Source organism: Ktedonobacteraceae bacterium, assembly GCA_035653615.1.
Taxonomy (GTDB): Bacteria; Chloroflexota; Ktedonobacteria; order Ktedonobacterales; family Ktedonobacteraceae; genus DASRBN01.
This window is the reverse complement of the sequence record DASRBN010000030.1, coordinates 226,738-245,741: the sequence shown is the minus strand read 5'-3', so window position 1 is coordinate 245,741 and position 19,004 is coordinate 226,738. Positions and strand designations below refer to the sequence as shown.

At 54.1% G+C, this 19,004-nt stretch carries 17 protein-coding genes and 1 pseudogene; 5 read left to right on the top strand and 13 right to left on the bottom strand.

Annotated elements, in window-relative coordinates; genetic code table 11:
• Window positions 1-59 precede the first annotated feature (59 nt).
• From VFA09_16075 to VFA09_16050, 6 genes are all read right to left on the bottom strand, one after another.
• Complete coding sequence (locus tag VFA09_16075; protein HZU68796.1) at window positions 60-659, bottom strand: glucosaminidase domain-containing protein; 600 nt, start codon at window positions 657-659, stop codon at window positions 60-62.
• A gap of 115 nt (window positions 660-774) precedes the next feature.
• On the bottom strand, window positions 775-1,743 hold the full coding sequence (locus VFA09_16070; GenBank protein ID HZU68795.1) for a hypothetical protein: 969 nt from the start codon (window positions 1,741-1,743) through the stop codon (window positions 775-777).
• A 93-nt stretch (window positions 1,744-1,836) separates the two neighbouring features.
• On the bottom strand, window positions 1,837-2,781 hold the full coding sequence (locus VFA09_16065; GenBank protein ID HZU68794.1) for a hypothetical protein: 945 nt from the start codon (window positions 2,779-2,781) through the stop codon (window positions 1,837-1,839).
• Between the two features lie 28 nt (window positions 2,782-2,809).
• Window positions 2,810-3,118, bottom strand: coding sequence for a hypothetical protein (locus tag VFA09_16060; GenBank protein ID HZU68793.1), 309 nt, complete (start codon window positions 3,116-3,118; stop codon window positions 2,810-2,812).
• 315 nt (window positions 3,119-3,433) lie between these two features.
• Window positions 3,434-3,766, bottom strand: a complete 333-nt coding sequence (locus tag VFA09_16055; GenBank protein ID HZU68792.1) for a hypothetical protein — start codon at window positions 3,764-3,766, stop codon at window positions 3,434-3,436.
• A gap of 718 nt (window positions 3,767-4,484) precedes the next feature.
• Window positions 4,485-5,075 carry a hypothetical protein gene (locus VFA09_16050; protein HZU68791.1) on the bottom strand — a complete coding sequence of 197 codons (591 nt, stop codon included), beginning with the start codon at window positions 5,073-5,075 and terminating at the stop codon, window positions 4,485-4,487.
• Window positions 5,076-5,802: 727 nt separating this feature from the next.
• Between VFA09_16050 and VFA09_16045 the strand changes: the two genes are divergently transcribed.
• From VFA09_16045 to VFA09_16025, 5 genes are all read left to right on the top strand, one after another.
• Window positions 5,803-6,621: a hypothetical protein gene (locus VFA09_16045; GenBank protein ID HZU68790.1), complete on the top strand. Its 819-nt coding sequence runs from the start codon at window positions 5,803-5,805 to the stop codon at window positions 6,619-6,621.
• A gap of 26 nt (window positions 6,622-6,647) precedes the next feature.
• Window positions 6,648-7,544, top strand: coding sequence for a proline iminopeptidase-family hydrolase (locus tag VFA09_16040; GenBank protein HZU68789.1), 897 nt, complete (start codon window positions 6,648-6,650; stop codon window positions 7,542-7,544).
• A gap of 80 nt (window positions 7,545-7,624) precedes the next feature.
• Window positions 7,625-8,176: a 2-C-methyl-D-erythritol 2,4-cyclodiphosphate synthase gene (locus tag VFA09_16035; GenBank protein HZU68788.1), complete on the top strand. Its 552-nt coding sequence runs from the start codon at window positions 7,625-7,627 to the stop codon at window positions 8,174-8,176.
• Window positions 8,177-8,792: 616 nt separating this feature from the next.
• On the top strand, window positions 8,793-9,281 hold the full coding sequence (locus tag VFA09_16030) for an ATP-binding protein (GenBank protein HZU68787.1): 489 nt from the start codon (window positions 8,793-8,795) through the stop codon (window positions 9,279-9,281).
• 346 nt (window positions 9,282-9,627) lie between these two features.
• On the top strand, window positions 9,628-10,056 hold the full coding sequence (locus VFA09_16025) for a dihydrofolate reductase family protein (GenBank protein ID HZU68786.1): 429 nt from the start codon (window positions 9,628-9,630) through the stop codon (window positions 10,054-10,056).
• 73 nt (window positions 10,057-10,129) lie between these two features.
• Here the strand turns inward: VFA09_16025 and VFA09_16020 are convergent.
• The 7 genes and pseudogenes from VFA09_16020 to VFA09_15990 all read right to left on the bottom strand — a co-directional run bounded on the left by VFA09_16020 (window position 10,130) and on the right by VFA09_15990 (window position 18,510).
• Window positions 10,130-10,225 (bottom strand): annotated as a pseudogene (locus VFA09_16020) (IS5/IS1182 family transposase).
• 191 nt (window positions 10,226-10,416) lie between these two features.
• Complete coding sequence (locus tag VFA09_16015; protein ID HZU68785.1) at window positions 10,417-10,719, bottom strand: hypothetical protein; 303 nt, start codon at window positions 10,717-10,719, stop codon at window positions 10,417-10,419.
• Window positions 10,706-10,888, bottom strand: coding sequence for a transposase (locus VFA09_16010; GenBank protein ID HZU68784.1), 183 nt, complete (start codon window positions 10,886-10,888; stop codon window positions 10,706-10,708). The genes VFA09_16015 and VFA09_16010 overlap by 14 nt, the downstream gene beginning before the upstream one ends.
• Window positions 10,889-11,416: 528 nt before the next feature.
• A complete protein-coding gene (locus tag VFA09_16005) occupies window positions 11,417-12,550 on the bottom strand; it encodes an IS701 family transposase (GenBank protein HZU68783.1) in 1,134 nt (377 codons plus the stop codon).
• Window positions 12,551-12,621: 71 nt separating this feature from the next.
• Window positions 12,622-13,551, bottom strand: a complete 930-nt coding sequence (locus VFA09_16000; GenBank protein ID HZU68782.1) for a hypothetical protein — start codon at window positions 13,549-13,551, stop codon at window positions 12,622-12,624.
• A gap of 15 nt (window positions 13,552-13,566) precedes the next feature.
• Window positions 13,567-17,445, bottom strand: a complete 3,879-nt coding sequence (locus tag VFA09_15995) for a CHAT domain-containing protein (protein ID HZU68781.1) — start codon at window positions 17,443-17,445, stop codon at window positions 13,567-13,569.
• A gap of 33 nt (window positions 17,446-17,478) precedes the next feature.
• A complete protein-coding gene (locus VFA09_15990; GenBank protein HZU68780.1) occupies window positions 17,479-18,510 on the bottom strand; it encodes a hypothetical protein in 1,032 nt (343 codons plus the stop codon).
• Window positions 18,511-19,004: the final 494 nt, after the last annotated feature.

The window sequence follows — 19,004 nt, the reverse complement described above, 5'->3', positions numbered from 1 at the left end:
GAGCGCGCCTTCCAAGGGAAAATGCAGTATCCTGCTACTGGCTGCCTGTAGCGGCTCCATCAGACCACCTGCCCTGCTCGCCAGCGTTGCACTGCCTGCTCAACGGCTTGAATATAGGCGGCCACATTGTTGCCATCGCTGGCCGGGGCATACACCGGGATGATTTGCGCCACCGTCGTCAGGTGCCATTGGTCGATATACAAGGTACGGATGAGGTGATACCAGTCGAGAAACCCGGCTTGCCAACTCGTATAGGAGCGATAGCCACCCTGGCAGGCGTAACCCGCCGAACAGCGAATATTGCCCAGGCTCCGGTTCACGGCGGCCCACCCGGTTCTGCCAAAGTTCGATTCATGCTGGAAGAAGGCCAGCGCATAGGCCGGGTCAATCCCGTAGCGCACGCCCCCATCGTAGAGCGCCTGTCCCAGCCCTGCCGCCGGGGAGTGAGAGGCCGAGAGCACACGGTTGAGGAAGCCGACCGACAGCGTGGGAGGGCCATCGACTGCATAGGACCCCTGGACCTGCACAAAACTGTTGAGCGGACTTTGCCCAGAGAGCGAGGAGAACCGTTTGCCCCCGTACAGCAGTAGGGCCAACAGCAGACAGATGAGCGCGGTCAGCAACAAGACGATGCTACTAAAGGAATGACGTGTTTTCATAGGGACCTTCCTTTCCGCAGGAAGCGCCCAGCCGTGGTATACTTTCCACAGCGGGACCTTCCTGCTCATGGCTCTCGGTCACGTTGCGAGTGGAGCTGAGAGCCATGCTTTGTCATCAGAATGAGCCACCGGCCCGGATGCGTGCCCACAGGGTCTTGGCGTCCAGGCGATGATAGCGCGCTACAAAGTTAAAGACGTTGCCACCACGCCCCCAGGTGTAGCAGTGCCAACAACAGCCACCGAGCACGCTGGGCCGGTAGACCCGCAACGAGGGATGCTGATCGACCCCATCGCTGTGATGTTCTCCAAAGGGACAATGCCCCATGCCGCGCTCGTCCAGACGTACATAGCGGCCAATGAGGGAGAACGGGTCTTGCGCCGCGCACCAGGCGGCAATCGAAGTGAACTGCGAGGGAGTGGCAGCAGTGGCACCTTTTTTTGTTATCGATGCGGTCGCAGGAGCCACACCCGGAGCGCTCTGAGGCGAGAGCAGCGCGTCCTCATCCGGGGGGACTATCGGCTCCAGCGAACAGCACCAGGCCAGTTGCGCCGAGGTCGAAGCGGCCACCAGCACCACCCTTTCCCCTTGCCACCAGACAAAGGGATAGCGCCGTCCGCTCCTCTGGTGGATGCCCAACGGCACCCGGATGAGCGACCCGTAGCCCGCTGCCACCGCCTCTTGTTTGGGGTAGAATTCGACCCCAGGCGGGCAGTACGGCAGCAGCCAGCGCCGCACCGAGAGCGCAGAGAGCGGCGGCGCGAACAGCACCCACAGGTGTCCGCCCCGTCGCGATGCTTCCAGGAACGACGGGATACCATCCGACGCCAGGCGAGCCTGCACCGTTGCCAGCAGCGCCAAGCCATCTGGCGTATCGGCATCATAGACGGCGAAGCGACAGCGGCCCGCCTCATCGATCACATAGGTGCCCAGCGTGTCCTGGCCGGCCAGGTGACGCGCCAGCGCCGTCGCCGTCAGCGCAGCACCGACCCGCCGGTAGCGCCCGCTCTGCTGTTGCACGGCGTAATCATCGCGCCGCCCGATGAAGCGCCGGGCGAAGGCCAGCAGCACCGAACGCTCGATCATCGACACCACTCCTTCCTGCATCTCGACCAGCCAGCATACCTCACGCACATAGCAAGCCATGAGCCTGGCGCGTGGCGCGTGGCGCACAAAGAGCTAGGAGCCAGCGCGCTCAATGCGCCGAATTTTGACCTCACTTTGCGTCTCTTCCGGCGAGCCACCAGCTGCGGGCAGGGCGCGACGTTTGGCATCGGCAATCATGGTTTGGGCGTGCAACCGGTCGAGCTCGAGCCACACCTGGTTGCGCTGCTCTTTCATCGCCAGGTCTTGCCGCTCTTCCGTTTCGCGCCGGGCCGCCGCCGATTGGGCGCGCTGGATGTCCAGTTCCGCCTCGTTAATCTCACGTATCGCCTGGGCGCGCACGCGTTGATCAGCCACGAACTTCTTGAGCGACTTGAACTGCATGACCGCCAGGAACAACAAGGACGCGATATCGACCGCCGGCACCATCGCCACGCGGAAGACCAGCGCCGCAATGCCACTGGTGTCACGCGGCACAATGTGCGCCGAGGCAATGAACCATTGCGCCAGGCCGGACGCCAGCGAGAAGAGCAGGAAGCACACCAGCGAGCCAAAGAACTTGGGCGCAGAACTGGCATCAGAGGCCATGCGCCGCAGCGCCGTCGCCGCCGAGAGCGTCATCATCGCTAGCGCAAACTCCCCTGCCAGCGCCACCGTGTGTGTGCCCAGCGACCAGCCGCTATTCCAGTCGAAGCGCCCCCCGTAGGCATCGCCGATCTCTTTGCCCATCGCATACGCCACCAGCAACGGCAGCGTATACGCCAGCAGGAGAAAAAGCCAGCGCACCAGCTTCTCAAAGGGCGATTCGCGATCTTCGTCAAAGGAATCAATCAACTTGCGGTAGCGTTCAAAGTGCGAGGCGTGCGAGGCCGGTGTCTGCTCGATGTCGATCAGGTCATCCTCGAAGACCTCCCCGCTCACCAACTCGCAGGAAGCAGCTGCACCAGGCCCACCGGCACCTGGTACCTGCATGTCACGACCGGTTGAGAGCCGCTCAACCAGCCAGGTTCGCAATCCCATATACACCATCCTTTCATGGAGAGACAGATTAGAACGGCAGCCCTTGACAGGCGCCGTATTCGGCCAGCACCTCAATACCGTCCGCCATTTTGCGATAGCGGCCCTGGCCCACCAGCGCGCCATTCATCACCAGGTGGACCGAGAACTGGGCATCAAGCGGCAAGGCCCCCACGACATCGACTAATTCGGCAAAGGTGCGTGGCATCCCGGCTAACACCTCTTTCCCCTCGGACTCGATATAGACTTTGGCATAGCCGACCGGGGTATAGGACTTGACCAACCCCTTGCGGCGGAACTGCCGATCATAGCGCCGGTGACAGCGCTGGCATAACACCATGGTGTCGGCATCTTTCTTCCAAGTTTGGTATTGCTGTTTGTGTGCGATGGACAAGTAGACGATATAGCGATCACCCGTGCGGGTATTGTGTCGCTCAGAGAGATGCTTCACACCGCATTCCTCACAGCAATAGTTGGCTTCACGGAGCTTGTCCCGTCGAATAGCACGCCATTGGGACGGGTAGAGCTGCGCATCAAACATCGTGGCTACCCTTTCCTCATGCCTGACGGAAAGCACCCCAAAAAACAGAAATGGGTCGAGATGAAACAGAGTCATCCCGACCCACGAATGGAGAACGAGGCGCAGCCATGCGGCTTAGTCCTCATCCTCGTTAGGGACACCCAGGTCGCGCAGGTTGGTCACCTGAGAGCGAATTTGCATCACCTTGCGGCCATCTTGCAACTGCCGCTCACCTGCTGATTGCGATTTAATGACCATCTGGACTTTGTGCCCAACCAGGTCCTGATTGACCAGGTCCGGGTACTGATTGTCGTCATGACGCACCTGGCAGGACCAGACGTGTCCAAAGCGCACATCATTGACTTCGATGGAGAGGAAGCGCCAGCTTTCGCCCTTGCGGGGTCCCTCTTTGGTCACGCCCTCGACTTCACGCATACCCATCACAATACCAACTAACTTTGCAGCCATGTGAGTAACTCCTTCTTGCGGCGTGAGAAGACTTGACAGCCAGGCCCGCCCACGCCACAATACAGGCGAGACCTGGCAACATCCAGCAATGGAAACCAAGGAACTCAACGGCTGGCTTCTGTGTTGCAGACAGGAGCCAGCACCCTACAAGTACGACCTACGATGTACGCCCCGACCCTCGACGGGCGTTTCCACACAAACGACAGTAGAGCTTCCGCCCGAGACGCAACACACACCGTGAGCACAAGGGAGCGTCGCACACTGCACAGCGATACAGGGCAGGCTTCTCACAGTAAATGCAGACATGGGTAAAAGATGGGAGTCTCAACCCTACCTCCAAGTGTCAGACACCTCTTTAAAAAGTGAGCGTTTAAACAGTGACTTTTCAGAGGCAGAACGCATGACTACAAGGGAAGACGAAACGGGGGCAGGCTGCCATACTGGACATTGAGCAGCACCCACACCAGCACGAGCACCAACAGCACCAACGCCAAGGTCTTCCAATACGACGGCAAACGATACATCACACCTCCTCTTTAGCGATATCTCAGGCAACACATCCGCAGCGCCTGTTGAGGCAGGCGAGTAACGCACTGGACGCAGATGCCGAAGACATCACAGCCTGAACGGCTACAGCGAAACCACCCCACCGACAGAGTAGGGACCCACTGATGCCCAAGTTGTTGGCAGAGACTCGACATCGTTCATTCCTCCCTGTCTACTCGTCCTTGATGACCTGCTCAAAGAGCACACCACAGACCAAGCACCGCGCTTGAAAGCGGTCACTGGCAACGCGCACTTTGACGGCAGGCTCACAACTGCACTGGTACAAGCGCAGCCGACTGCCCACCTTCTCTTTCGGCTTGACCGTAATCGCCGCATGCGGATAGGAGCCAACCTGCTGGACATAGGCAACCAGCACCGGACGCAGGGCATCACCCACCGTGGTAGCCGTGGGAGGACCGGCCAGGCCAGCACGCCGCGCCGCCTGCGAGAACTCCTTGCCATGGCCGAAGCGGCAGCCAAAACAGGCATGAATCAGTTCATGCAACAGCACCCCAAGCACATCAAGACTGTCGGAGAGCAGGGGAGAAATGAAGATTTGAGGCTTGCCGTCCCGGCTTGCCGTGGGAGGAAAGCACTGCCCGATGACCGTCCTGCGCCGACTCACACCACCGCGCACCGGCCAGCCACACGAGACCCGTACCTCCACACGTGGTAAGTCTCGCTCGACCAGGTAGTCCATCAGAAAGGCAGCCGCCCCTTGTAGCCACGCTTCCCGATACACGACGAGTTCCGGTTGTTCCATGGCACACCTCACAAAATGCGCGTTTAAACGACGACTTTACACAGAGCACTACGAAGAACGCACAACAAAGACACACCACCGAACAACACAAGCCAATGAAAGGGCTCACCGGCTCAGCCCTCCCTCGTTGGAACGAGAGCAGGCAGGATCAACCGTGAGTGGTTGAACGATGCTCCCACAAAACCAGACAGCGCCATGTGCTACCCTCCTTCCCTGGCATTGGCCGGTTCGCGGGTTCCTACTCCCTTCCCTCATCTGTACATGCATCGCGGAGACAAGTCACGCGACACACGGCCTAGCGTTCTCCCGAACGGCTACGCACAATTGCACTCTCTCCTATGCGGCTCGGAACTCTCTACTCAAGTGTCCTACCTGTTCTCCGCCAACATAGTCTCCGTAGTTACTCAGAAAGGCGCGTTTGTAGGATATGAAAGGAGTCGGAACACACCCGACATATTTACCCTTTGTCATTGAGTACCGAACAGGAAGCTCTGTTGCTTACTTCGCCTTCACAACCGCTTCATGTTCTGCGTGTACCTGGCCCAGATCACCATCATGGAAACATAACTAGCGATAACTAACAAATAACTTTTATTAACTATCATATAATATTATAACTAACAACGGTTTCTAATGTCAAGATGAAATAACAACTTTTGTCAATTGAAAGCAACCATGTTACAATAACTGTCATAAATGAAAGTCACCTACAGAGGAAAGCAATAGCATGCAAGAAAAATGGGTTGATTCAGAAGAAGGAATCAGGCTTTACACAGAAGGAGGAATTTCAGAAAACACTTTCTACCGCCATGCAAGAGAAGGCCGCATCAGGAAATCTTTGCCACAGGGGAGACAAAGAGATGCGCTCTACAATTTAGAGGACATTCGCAAAGTCATAGAGTTTCATCGCCTGAAAAGAAAACGTCGAGTAGAAGCCATCCGCACAAAAAAAGAAGAGCAGGGCAAAACCGATTGGGTTCAAGCAGGCGATCTTCCCTATTTGCTTGCCCTGGACTATGAGATGTTTGGAATCGATGAAGCGGTAGACCTGACGATCACGCACACCTGGTGGAAAAAGAACCCTTATATGTGCCGCGTCCTCTATAACGCCGAGGATAGAAAGGATATATGGGGATATGTCACCATGATTCCTATGGCGGAAGAAACAATTTTCAAATTGCTCCGCCGTGAGATGCATGAGCGAGATATCCGAACAGATCATATTTTTACCTATGAAGAGAATAAGGCGTATACCGTCTACGTCAATGCAATCGTCATCAAATCAGAACATCACACAGCTCTCAGAACGCTTATCAATAGTGTTCTCAATTTTTGGTGTGAGCAATACCCAAAAATCAGGATCACCAAAGTCTACGCCTATGCAGAAACCGATGAAGGATGGAACCTCATCAAGCACCTGTTTTTTGCGCCGAGATATGATATAGGGCATAAGGCTTTTGAACTTGACCCACTGCAAATGAACCCATCAAAGCTCATAAAAGCGTACCAGGACTGTTTGAAGGAACGAGAAGCAAGTACATCGTAACTGCACACACAAAGTCGGGAGAACTCATGCTAGAACAAATCAATCATATACAAGAAGGATACGTTCAAGTAACTGGCGGGCTTGTCTGGTACAAAATCGTGAATCCAGGGAATGGTATTCCACTTCTCACACTTCACGGCGGTCCAGGGTCTCCTCACGATTACCTTGAACCACTCGAACAACTAGCAGATGAGCGGCCTGTCATCTTCTACGATCAGTTAGGCTGCGGCAAGTCAGAGAGGCCAGATAACATTAGCCTTTGGCAACGGAAGCGCTTTGTTGAAGAGCTAAGCCAAATCCGAAAAGCGCTCGATCTCGATCAAATTCACCTTTTTGGACACTCCTGGGGGAGCATGTTAGCGGTTGATTATATTCTTACTCAACCAGAGGGAATTCGAGGTCTTATTCTTGCCAGTCCCGCGCTTTCTATTCCTCGTTGGCTTCAAGACATGGAACACTACAGGCAGAGCCTCCCTCTTGAAGTACAGAGAGTTTTTCAGGAGCATGAAAGCGACGGCACGACTGATTCCGAACACTATCAAGAAGCAGCAATGGAATTCTACCAACGCTATCTTTGTCGTCTTCATCCCTGGCCAGAACCCTTGGAACGAACATTCGCCGGTGAAGGAACCATGGTTTACAACACCATGTGGGGGCCGACCGAGTTTTATATGACGGGAAACCTCTTAGATTATGATTGCACTCCTCACCTGACTGAAATAGCCAACCCTACCCTCTTCACATGTGGTCGCTATGACGAAGCCACCCCAGAGACGACAGCCTGGTACCATCGCCTGATTCCTCAGTCAGAAATAGTCATCTTCGAGCAGAGCGCCCATATGCCACATCTTGAGGAGACAGAACGCTACATACAGGCAGTCAGAGACTTTCTTCGGCGGGTCGAGCAAAATCACAAGAACTGACACGGGTATCGTCATATTGTGGCGAATGCCGCTTTACACGAATTCACTTATACATACGACATTGATGAGGAGGCAAGCAAATGACAACCATCGATAAAACCACAAGAGATGAATTAGTACGGGAAATAGCCCTTACATTAGCAAAGAAGCAGCGCTTGGCTTTTGCTTCAGACTTTCACGCGTTTGCCGAGGGCCGAACGCTGGTGCTGGCAGGCGTACCTTTTGAGAACTTCCCCAAGGGACCAAACACGAAGAGAAGCGACGGAGACGTAGTCTCTCATGCCATTGTCATGGCCTTAGCCGGAGCCACCAATACTGGTGATATTGATGATTGGTTTCCCGATGTTGGCGAAACGGGGGTTCGATCAATCGATTATCTACCTGAAATGCGCCGTCGCCTGATTGAAGCCAGACAACTTTTCATAGGAACTGTTGACGTGACGGTTCTGTGCGGAGAGCAGCCGCGCATGAAAAAACGCTTACCAGAGATGCAGCACAACATTGCTGAGGGATTGGGTATCAGTCCTGTCCAGGTACACGTAAAAGTAACTAGCATGGATGGCCGGGATGAAATAGCACAGCTCGCCGGTATCGAAGCCCGTGTTCTGATCAGCCTGTGGGAAAATCTGTGACAAGAGAGCGAAAGGTTGGAAGAGTATGGAAACAAACACAAGCATCATAGATTGGGCGGAGCAACAGGCAGCAACACCGACAACACGCAGCGAAAATAATGGTACAATATAGACAAGAAAGCGGCTTTTCAAGCACAGGGTAACACAAGACGGATGGCAGAAGACAAGAAAGGTTGAGTCCCCTTTCGGCAGCTTGCAATGCCATTGCTACATGTAGCAACGATGTAGCAACGCCAACGAATACGAACGAACAACGGCAACATGAAATAGCAGTGAAGCCAGGAGAGAAGAGGTAAGAGAACAACCAAGAATACCCAAAAACACCAATTTGAGGCAGTAAAGTGGGTTCGACTCTCCCCCATCTCCACCACTCATGCCGCCTGGGAAGGCAGTTCCCAGGCGGCTTTGTTTTGTACACCAAAGACCATAAAGCTGGGTTGACAGCAAAACGTAAATTTGATGAAACTGGCCCGCATTACAACAGAAAAAAGGCAAGAGTCTGTTAGTGATTCAATTTCGAAGCCTGGTCAGGGAGCACATATTTTTTAGCCTCAATGAGCCTCAACGCCTGTGCGTAGTTGCTTCATTTGATTGAGAATCTGGTATAATAACGCTTATGAAAAGAAAACCTATCGTTTATCTCATTTGTGGATTTATCGGTGCTGGAAAAACTACTTTTGCCAAGAAGCTAGAAGAAAAAACTGGTGCAGTAAGAATCACGAAGGATGAGTGGTCAATCAGTTTAATTGGAAACGATCCCACAATCGATGGATATGCGGAATGGGATACTAAGATCATCGGGTTATCAAGGGATTTTGCATTCTATCTTGCTGAGAAAGGTATTGATGTCATTATTGACGAGGGATTTTGGGCAAAAGAACAACGAGATGAGATGAGAAGAAGAACAACTACAGTTGGTGCTCAGGCGGTACTGTACTATGTTGAGACGCCGATAGAAACGATACGAGAAAGGGTTGTGGGAAGAAACAATACGCTCACGAAAGACTCGTTTCAGATTAGCCGAGAAATGTTGGATACGTATCTGATGTATTGGCAACCTCCACGTGAAGATGAAGATTACATTCTCGCCAGTGAGGTGAAATAAAATAGATCAATTCCTAACATTCTCATCCCCTAAGAGCTTCTTCGGAAACCATGTGATTTACTGAGAGGAAAACCAAACACTTTCAGTTTCCGAAGAAGGTTTTAGGCATCGAAACGCAACCAGGTGGCGGATGAATGGCTCCGCTCTGTACTGTTGAATGCCAAGGTCGCTGGTCGACTCGTGCATGGTTATACTGCTATGGAGGAAACACATGCCAGATCTTGTGTGTGAACTCATCCTCAGTCTCGACGGCTTTGCCCGAGGGCAGCGTTCACCTGCTTATTATGGCTATTTTGGTCCCGATTTTGCCGACTGGATCAAGACCAACACGGCGTTTCCGCATCGGATGCTCATCGGACGTCGGACCTACGAAGCTCTGGAGGGACTCCCGGCCGAAGTGCGGGACGAAGGATGGCAACGGACGACCACAACGCCGGGCTGGCTGTTCTCGCGCTTCTTAGAGGCGACAGACTGGCCGGGTCTGACAATCGTCCGCGATGACGTGGTGGGCTTTGTGCGCCAACTCAAGCGCACTGACGGTCCCGAGTTGCGGACCCTGGGCAGTCTGTCGCTGGTCCGGCAACTGCTCGCGGCTGGCCTGGTGGACCGCCTCAAACTCGTCGTCTGCCCCCTGGTTCTGCCGCAAACCGGCCTTGAGGCGATCTTTGAAGGATTGCCAGACACCGGCTTCGACTTGCTCTCATCCAGGGTTCTTGATGGGCGCGTCCTGCTTCTAGAGTATCGGCCAACAGGGGCGCCGCCATATACCCCTTAAAAGCTTAGCCGGTAACCTGAAGAGAACGCAAGCGATCACAGTGCTGAAAACAGATGAAGGCACAGGCCAGATGTCAGAAGGCTTGATAGGTGAAATCCAGTTTCTCCCAACGCACCAATAAGTGCCGAGGGCGATTGATCCACGCGTGCAAGCGCTCGACCACCCATCGTAGCGAAAGCCGGGACAAAGCCTCGTTTCGCCTCTGGAAGTTTGACGACCTCCAGTCGGATCCTGTGTTCTTTGGCTACCTCAGCCGGAGCATCACCCGTGTAGCCAGCATCGACGAAGGCAATTTCGACCGAATGTTCGGTGGCCTCTTGAACCGCTTGGGCAAGCTCACCCACTTGAGCACGGTCTTGCTCATTGGCAGGAGTCACCAATAGACGCGAGGCAGGTTGCCCAGCGTATCGACGGCTGCATGCACTTTACTGCCTTTGCGTCTCTTGGCTCCATCATAACCCGCATAGTTGCCACGGGTCGCGGCGTCGATTGCAAGGTTCGACTCTCAAAGTTGGCCGCGCGATCACTGCCGATTGCGCCCTTTGGCTTCTCGCAGCAATAAGCGCAGATCAGCAACCAGAGCAGTAAAGCGGCCGGCGGCCAACCGAGCGCTCTCGATTGTTGATAGACAACGTACCAGGGTGGCAAATCATTGGGCATCATACGAGAGGCGCGCACCTGCTCGTACAATCCAGCGCAAGCCATGAAACACTTCGCGTAGACCATGCGGGCGTTGCCCCGCATCTTCGGGCAACAACATCAAGTAAGGAGCAACGAGGGCCCATTCTTCGTCGCTCACATCGGTCGTATAGGGGTTTCGTGATGGAGTCATCCTTCATTTTACCACCTTTTGAGCTTGAATTACTAACAGGCTCTAGTACTACAGTGACACTTCCTCAAGCCGATGAGCGGAGAGGAACCTCCTGACCTTGCAAGGCCTGGAGGACTCGTGCCCATCGGCCATCCGCTTTCCCTGGCCGCTACTAGTAGAGGACCTTGGACCACGCCCCGAAGCGCGTCGACAGACTACGCCAGGCCGAGCCAGTGCGTATGAGCCACAGGATGCCTTCGACGATCAGCCGATAATCCGCCTCATGGCGTCCAGGAGTGTGCGGTGGAACCGCGAACAGGGGTTGCAGCCCCTCTCATTGCTCATCGCTGAGTGGCCTCAGCCCCATCACCTGCTGAGCAGACGAGGGCTGGAGAGCAGCGACCGGACGTTGGGCGGCTCGCCAAGCCATATGAGCTCGTTTGGCTCCCGCTTGATGTCGGCGTCGGAAGCGCGACCACCAGAGATGCCTGGCTTGTTGCTCCTCGGACTCCCCGAGCAGATGCAGCAAGCGACGCAACTCCGGCACACTCAGTTCAACGGCCTGCTCGTCTCTTCCCGTTTTTTTTCCTGGGCCCGCGTCACCACCAGGATCGCATGGGCGAGCAAGGCCAGGGTGATGTGGCGATACCAGGCGCGATAGCCGCGCACTTCATACTGATCCAGTCCCACCTCGCCTTTGGCCTCTTCCAACCCCTCTTCGATGCTCCAACGACCTCCTGCGACCCGCACGGCCTCCTCAAGTATCGTGGAGCCTGGCCCACTGACGCGATAGTAGGCGCGCTTGCCTGGGTCGGAGAGGTTGCGTCGGATCAGCAACCACGCCCCACGACCTTGCGAGTGGGCCTCGTCTTCCCCCGACAGCGCAAGCCAGGCCCACTCGTACAGGCGTGGCCCCTGGCGGCCCTCTCCGGCGGAGAGCACTGTCCAGGCCTCTGGAGGCAGGAGGGCCGCCACCAGCCCGAGCGGCTGGGACTGCCCGGCTATCCAGATGGCGTGCGTCTCGGGCACGGCCAGCACGTAGTTGCGTCCCTGCTCCTCTAACCAACTACGCATCTCATCGTAGCCGTAGACGGTGTCACCTCCCACCCACTGCACTGGCATCCCAGCCGCAAAGGCCCGCGCCAGCATGCGTTGCGCCAACTCTCCTTTGCTAGCAAATCCCACCTCTTCAGCAATCCCCGCTTCCTGGCAGCGCACCCGGTCGCTCGTCCATTCTTCCGGCAGGTACAACTCCCGGTCCACAAAAGCGGCTCCAGCATCGGAAGCATACAGCAGAAAGACGCCGATCTGGCTGTTCTCACGCCGCCCGGCCGTCCCACTGTACTGCTGCGCTACCCCGGCCGATTTCTTGCCCTTTTTGATGAAGCCCGTCTCATCGAGCACCAGCATGCCATGCGGCTCACCCAGATGCTCGATCACGTAAGCTCGCAGGTCATCGCGTACCGCATCCTCATCCCAGTCCGCCTCCCCCAGCAACCGTTGTACGCCACGTGGACCGTGTTCTCCCAAGTCTTCTGCTAGCTGCCAGCCGTTCTTGCGCTCGAGAGGTGCCAATAAGCCTTGCAAAAAGCGATGCACCCGGCTTCGCACCTCGGCTCGTCCAAAGCGCGGCCCAATGCGCTCGTGGACTTCAGCCAGCACTTCGACCCCTGCTTGCGCTATGTTGAGTTCGTTCGCTTCGTGTTCGTCATGTCATTCTTCTGTGGTCATCTGCTTCACCCTTCCGAAGCAGTCTACCACGTTTCCGCCCTAAGTGGCACTGTAGTACTATCATTGTGCCGGTGATAGAAGGCGAGAGCATCTTCAAAGCACACAAGCGCCTGCTGCACTAGTTCGCGCTTGGAAGGGCCTTCTACGGTCTCTGCAAGATCAAGTAAGATGGTGCCTTTATTATGCTGCACAGCGGCATGATACAGCCTGCTACCTTCAATATCAAAGACCTGGAGAGCATTGTCGTAGCAGGCGATGGCTTCATGGAAGAGGGCCAGCTGATTCTTTCCTTCACCTGATTGAGCAATCCTATAGAGAACTGTTCCTTTGCCGTTTTCTGCAGTAGCCCACTCAATAGGGTTGTTTTGACGAGTATAGACTGTGAGGGCGGCATCATAACAAGAACAAGAATCTTCTAGCAGCTTGAAACGTTCTCCTCCTCTCAACCCCTCGGCAATTTCAGCGAGTGCTGCGGCTTTATGATAGTGCGCTACAGCCCAGTTGGTTGGAGCCATCTCACGAGTACATAGCACAAGGATAGTATCGCAACAAGCAACAATTGATTGGAGCGTTTCCAGGCCCTCCAGGCCTTCCTGCAACTTTGCTAAATCGCTGAGAGTACTTCTCTTGTACTGTTGTACGGCAATATAGTTGGCCACGTTAAGCCCAGGAGTATAGACGGTAAGAACTGCATCATAGCAACTTATAGCCTCGCTAAGCAGAACTTTCCTATCTCCTTCCTGGCTCTCATACAAGGCATTCCCAAGTGCAAATTGTAGGGCTGCCCACAAGGACGGATCATCCTCGCGCGCGAGAAGCTGAAGTATCTGCTGTAACAGAGAGATATAAGCCGGAACGCCGTTCGATTGCCTCAGTCTTTCTAATTGTAATACTAGCTGATCAAGCACAAAAGGTTCTGAAGAAGAGGTCTCGTCCAGTCGTTCATGAGACATGTCTAAGCTTTCTTTCTACACTTTATCCTGCTCTCCAACAGGTTGTGGGCCAGCGGATGATGTTAACGTCTCCAGTATACGTAGTACCACCAGTGCATCTTGTCTGTCTAACCCCTCAGCTAAAAGATGCCAATCTCGCTCGCCCTCCCAGATACGATGTACAGCAGTAGTAATATGCCAGCCCTTTGCTTCAATCCGCTGCAGCGCCTCTTCTACTACTGCTCGCATATCTGGATTGTCCATTGCTGTTGCAACAGCAGCGATCAGGGAACCGAGCTGACGCTCAATATGGTAGCGGTTACCTGGGAAAGCGGCAAATGCCTCTCGCTCACGGCGATGATAGGCCTGTGCCTTCTCTACTTGACCTTCCATGGAGGCAATTACCGCAAGAATGTACAGAGTCGTCCATACTTCCGAGGAGTTGCTGAAACCTTCCTCAAGGGCGAGTGCTCGCTCTGCATACGCTCTGGCTTCAGCAAGCCGCGATAAAGGGGCTCGCCTTTCCCATACCTCGCTCAATAAAAGGTTGGCCAGATTATTCAGAAGGGTTGCATACAAATGATCGCTGGAGCGCATCTGTTCTTCGAGTTCCATCGCCCGCTTATACCAGCTTTCGGCTTCGGTCGGTCGATCTGCATAGTGGGCAACGAGGGCGAGTTGATTGCAGGTGTTCACTACCCCTGTCAGATTTCCCAGCTGCTCGTCTAAGGAGAGGCTTTCGCGATAGCATCGCCTAGCCTCGTCCCATTCATCCTGTTCTTCTGCTACGCGACCCAGTTGGTACCAGATATTTGCTTCTGTACCCGGTTCGTTGAGTGTATGAAAGATCTCTTGTGCAGTCGCCAGGTGTAATCGTGCCTCGGCATAGCGCCTTTGCTCGCTTGCCAGTATTCCCAGTTGTCCCATGAGGACGGCTTGGGCATGTGTGTCTCTCAGTGGAGTAACGATTGCCAGAGCTGCCTCGTATGCTTCTCGCGCCTGCGGATAGTGTCCCTGAAGAAGAGCGATATCACCCATCTCTCCCAGAAGCAAACTCTTCTGACGAAGATAGAGCCTGTAATCAGGCTGTCTGCTTATTAAGGCATCGATGATAGTCAATGCCTTGTTTAGCTTTTCTTCGGCAACATCTGGTTGCTGATTCGTTTTGAAGCAGCGAGCCAGTCGATGGAGGGTGACACAGTGTTGGTAAGAATTTCGACCGAAAGGCACATCCTCCGACAAGGCCTCAATCCGTACAAGGAGTGATTGAAATCTCGCAAGAGCGGCCAGTATATCTCCATTTTGATACTCGTCATCACCTCGCCCGCTCTCATAGAGCCATTCTGCTTCTGTCAGTAGCGGGTTCTCTTGTGTTTCTGTGGCGAGGGCCGCCACAACTTTTCTGCGCAGTTCAGTCCGCTCTCGCCAGAACCCCAATTTTTCCAGGAATTCGGTCAGGCATATAGACAGGTAGGAGGCCGCTTCCCACTCCTCTGTTTGCAGGAGAAAATCCAGGGTTTGGCGGAAGTTAGGCAGTTCATACAGAACCTGTACTCTGACAGCCTCAGGAGAGCTCTTATCTTCCGTATACAGGAAACGGGCCTGATCATAGTATCGCTGCATGTATCGTCCAAATAAAGTGGCATCTACTATTTCAAGCCCCCGGCGGAGGAATGGCATGAGGACAGGATGAAATTGTAAGAACACGACAGAGCTATCTCGATGCACCCGCTTTACTCTCAGCAATGCCGACTGTTCAAGCGCCTGGCGCAATTTTGCCCATGCGTCTTCTGGAATCCGGGTAATTGCTAGAAGATTGTCTTCAATTGCTCCACCTACAAAGAGTACAAGTTGTGGCAGGAGGCCGCGCTGCTCTTCGCTCAACCTTCGCAATGAGTAGTCTAGCGAAGCCAACAAAGAGCGGTTATGCCCTGTCTCTCCCTCATCAAGAAATTTTGGCAGCAACATGCTAAATTCCGTGCGGATCACTGAGATTGGCATATCGCGTAATGTGGGGAGTACAAGCTGGATGGCGAGTGGATGATGATCAAGCTGGGATAAGAGATTGCGCAATTCAGTGTACGGAGCGCGAAGTGGATCTATACCCAATCTATGTAACAGATGAGTGGCAAGTATATAAGCGTCGTGAGGGCGTAACCCTTGTAGCGAGAGATGGGCAACCTGAGAACCAGGCGCTGCTTCTTTTGTAAAGGTGCCATCGCGGCTGGTCAGCAGCACTCCAGCTCCCATCTTCGCAAGTGCGAGAATGAGGCTCCGTAACTGGCTGCGTAGTTCTGGTTCGAGAGGAGCCTCTCCTTCAGGTAGGATACTCTCCAGGTTATCGGCAATAATCAGTGTACGTTTCTTCTTGAAGGCGGTTTCTAGACGAGCAAAAGCTGTTTTGATCTCATTGGGGTCGTAGGAACTATCATACACGCCCAGGAAGTGACCCAGGGCGCTCAACAGCAGAGCGGCATCTCCACCGTGTTCAAAAGACACAAAGCACGCGGCATCATACATCTTTGTGTGGGTAAGCCAGGAAGCAGTTTCACGCGCAAGAGATGTTTTGCCAATCCCGCCAAAGCCCGAAAGAAGCACTACCTTGCCCTGCAAGAGCCAGCGTTCCAACCTCAAGAGTTCGCGGGCGCGCCCGGAAAAACCATAACGAGGTTCGCCAGGCATGTCCTCGTTCATACGAGATAAGGAGGAAGAGGTTCGCAACCTTTTACGCCTTTGCACCGGGCGGTCTGGTTGGAGTAAAACAGGATGTTGCAGGTAGAGATGCGGCATCCACCAATCCCTCAACTCTACCGGCATCCCCTCCTCATCTCGCCGTCGGTGATGAAAGTGACGGCGTGGGTCGTCGTGGAGAGCCTGCCGAGCTTGCTCGTGGGCCATTGAAACGGAGATACCTGCGGCGAGCGCATGATAAAAGGCTTCCGCGTAGCGGGTGGCGCTTGTGACCAGCACATTCGCGCTCATGGCAACCACCGCATCAATTCCACAACTGACTAACTGAGCCGCTATACTGCTGAAAAGATCTTCTTCAGAACTCATTGCACTTTGACAAGCAGTCAGAACAACGAGTCGCACACCACTGTCTCGTAAAACTGTTGCCAGCGCCTCAGCAGTCACCGGGTCAAGCTGTCCCTCTTGATCCTCGAAGGCGAGCATGCCTTGCTTGACTGTACCCAACCCGAAGGTGCCGTGACCATCAAAATGCAGGATATGAATTGGCCTCCTCCGCTTTTTGAGGCGAGTCTGAAGGGCCGACAATGTTGGAGGGCGAAGAAACTCCAGTTCAATTACTCCCGCTTCGATCTGGCCGCCCAGTTCATCTAAAAGTTCGCGGGCAATACTGCGTGGATCGACAAAGCCGGTTCCTTCAGGCTGGGCCGTGATCAGAAGAATACGCAAGGGTGGGGTAAACGTCGTCTCGCGTTCGGACTGTTTGCTGAGAGGCAAACGGCGCACAATTGAGATAGGATGACGATGGCGCAGCGTAAGGAAGTATTCTTCATCATGGAGCAGTTCCCAGGGAAGGCTCAGGGCCGAGGGAATATCACTGACAATGCTGATCTGGAGTGGCTGGTCGGGCTGGGAGCAGCAGGCTTGCAAAACACTCAGTGCCTGTGTGCTACCAAAAACGATGCGATACATCCGCTTTCCTACATCAGTAAGCAGTGCCTCGACCTCCTTGCCTCGTTGAGCAAACCCCTCATAGGGCCACAACCAGTATTCTTCCAGGTACCAGCGTAAGTCATTACGTTCCTGCCGTGTCAGTGGGTCAGGCAGAAAGATACCCTCGCATGAGAGTTCCAGTGTTTCGCAGGAGAGAACCAGACTGGCAAGGCAGTTGGCGGGTGCATCTGATGGAGGTGAAGTAAGGGTGATCGACAGCTCAAGCACATCCATTCTCATGCATCTCCAATCTGAAACCTATCATCGCTAGAAATGAGCCTGTATAAACTGCAAGAAGGATTGATACCATGAGAGCACCGAAGCAGATGCAAAAACAGCGACCAGAGCAGCAAGAATCAGCAATAGACCAGACCATATCCAGAACCGGGTTTTGTACCGTGTATGCAGCCAGAAGGCTCCCGTTGCTCCGGCCAGCAGGATCAATCCTGCTACCTGCCAGGGATTGAGGTGAGGATAGGCAAAGAGAGCCAGAAGCACACCAATCGTCGCCAGTGCAATGCTGATGAAAAATTGTCCATCAACCGTTCGTTTTCCGCTTTCAACGAGGTCTTCAAGCTGGCTCACGGTCTCAGCGATGTCTTGGGTGCTATTCCACGTGGCAATACGTCCCAGGGCATCCTCATAGCGATCAGCAAGAATGCCTTTTTGCTTGCCTACGCAGTCGATGTCCCGCCTATGAATCAGGCTGGCAAGCGTGCGCGCCTCTGTAGCACCCACTCCCGCGACCAGGGCGCATTGGGGGTGAACGACGAGCCAGCCCTTGCGTCGATTGTAGCGATCAAAGTGAGTGAAGCGATTGGCGGCCCAGCCCGTTTGCGGGTCTTCTCCTACAAGACCAAATTGACGCTGTAACTCCTCCACAAAAGCCTCCTGCACATCGAATTCCGCCTGTTTCATCTGCTTTCCTTGCCAGAATGGATGAAACCGGTATAGATGGAGCTTCTGCGCTTTCACTTCCTCTAGCACGAAAATACGATAGACCAGGCAAGGGGGCGTTGTTCCGGTTGGAGGGTCCTGCCTGTTGGCTGCTTCAAGCTCGTTGAGGCGCTTAAGCAAGATGTTGAATGCATCAAGGATTTCTGTTGCCGTTAGCCAGTGCTGACTGTTTCCCTGTCGATCTGGCAGCCAGACAAGGTGGGTCGCATACCAGAGGCCCAGGGAGCGATGTCTCTCCCATACATCAGCAGACCGCAGCAAATGCTCCGGGAGAAGAGGGGATCGATTCCATAATCCATAGAGTGCTATGCTGCGTCCCTGCACAGGCATGTTGCTATCCATCCTTCGCCTCCTCCATACAGAAGCCTGCCCCTCTTCTTTTTGTTTCCATCGATACCAGAGCAGCAGCCCGAGGCAGACGAGCAAGAAAAGTCCGAGGTATGCCAGATACCATTTTTTCTTTTGTAGAAGCGTTGTGATGTACCCTACGAGAGTATTCCACATTTTGGACAACGAAGCACCTTACGTCCATCATCAGCATGAGAGTCAGACAAAAGACTGGTACACCTTGGGCAGAGTAATGAATCGCATCCTTTGCAATGAAGGATGTTCAGCCCATCCTTTGTGGTATATGGTTCGAGGCAAGAACTCTTGCATCTTGGGCAATGCTCCTCTACCGTGGGAATAAAACCCCGCGTGTTCTCATCTTCCTCCTCAAACGGCTCCTCAATGTGAGGGGGAATCCAGCCATTCTCATTCTTGAACGCAAACGAGACCATAGAATACTGTTTGTCCTCCATGTGTCATGCTCCCATGTATGCGTTTGGTACACTATA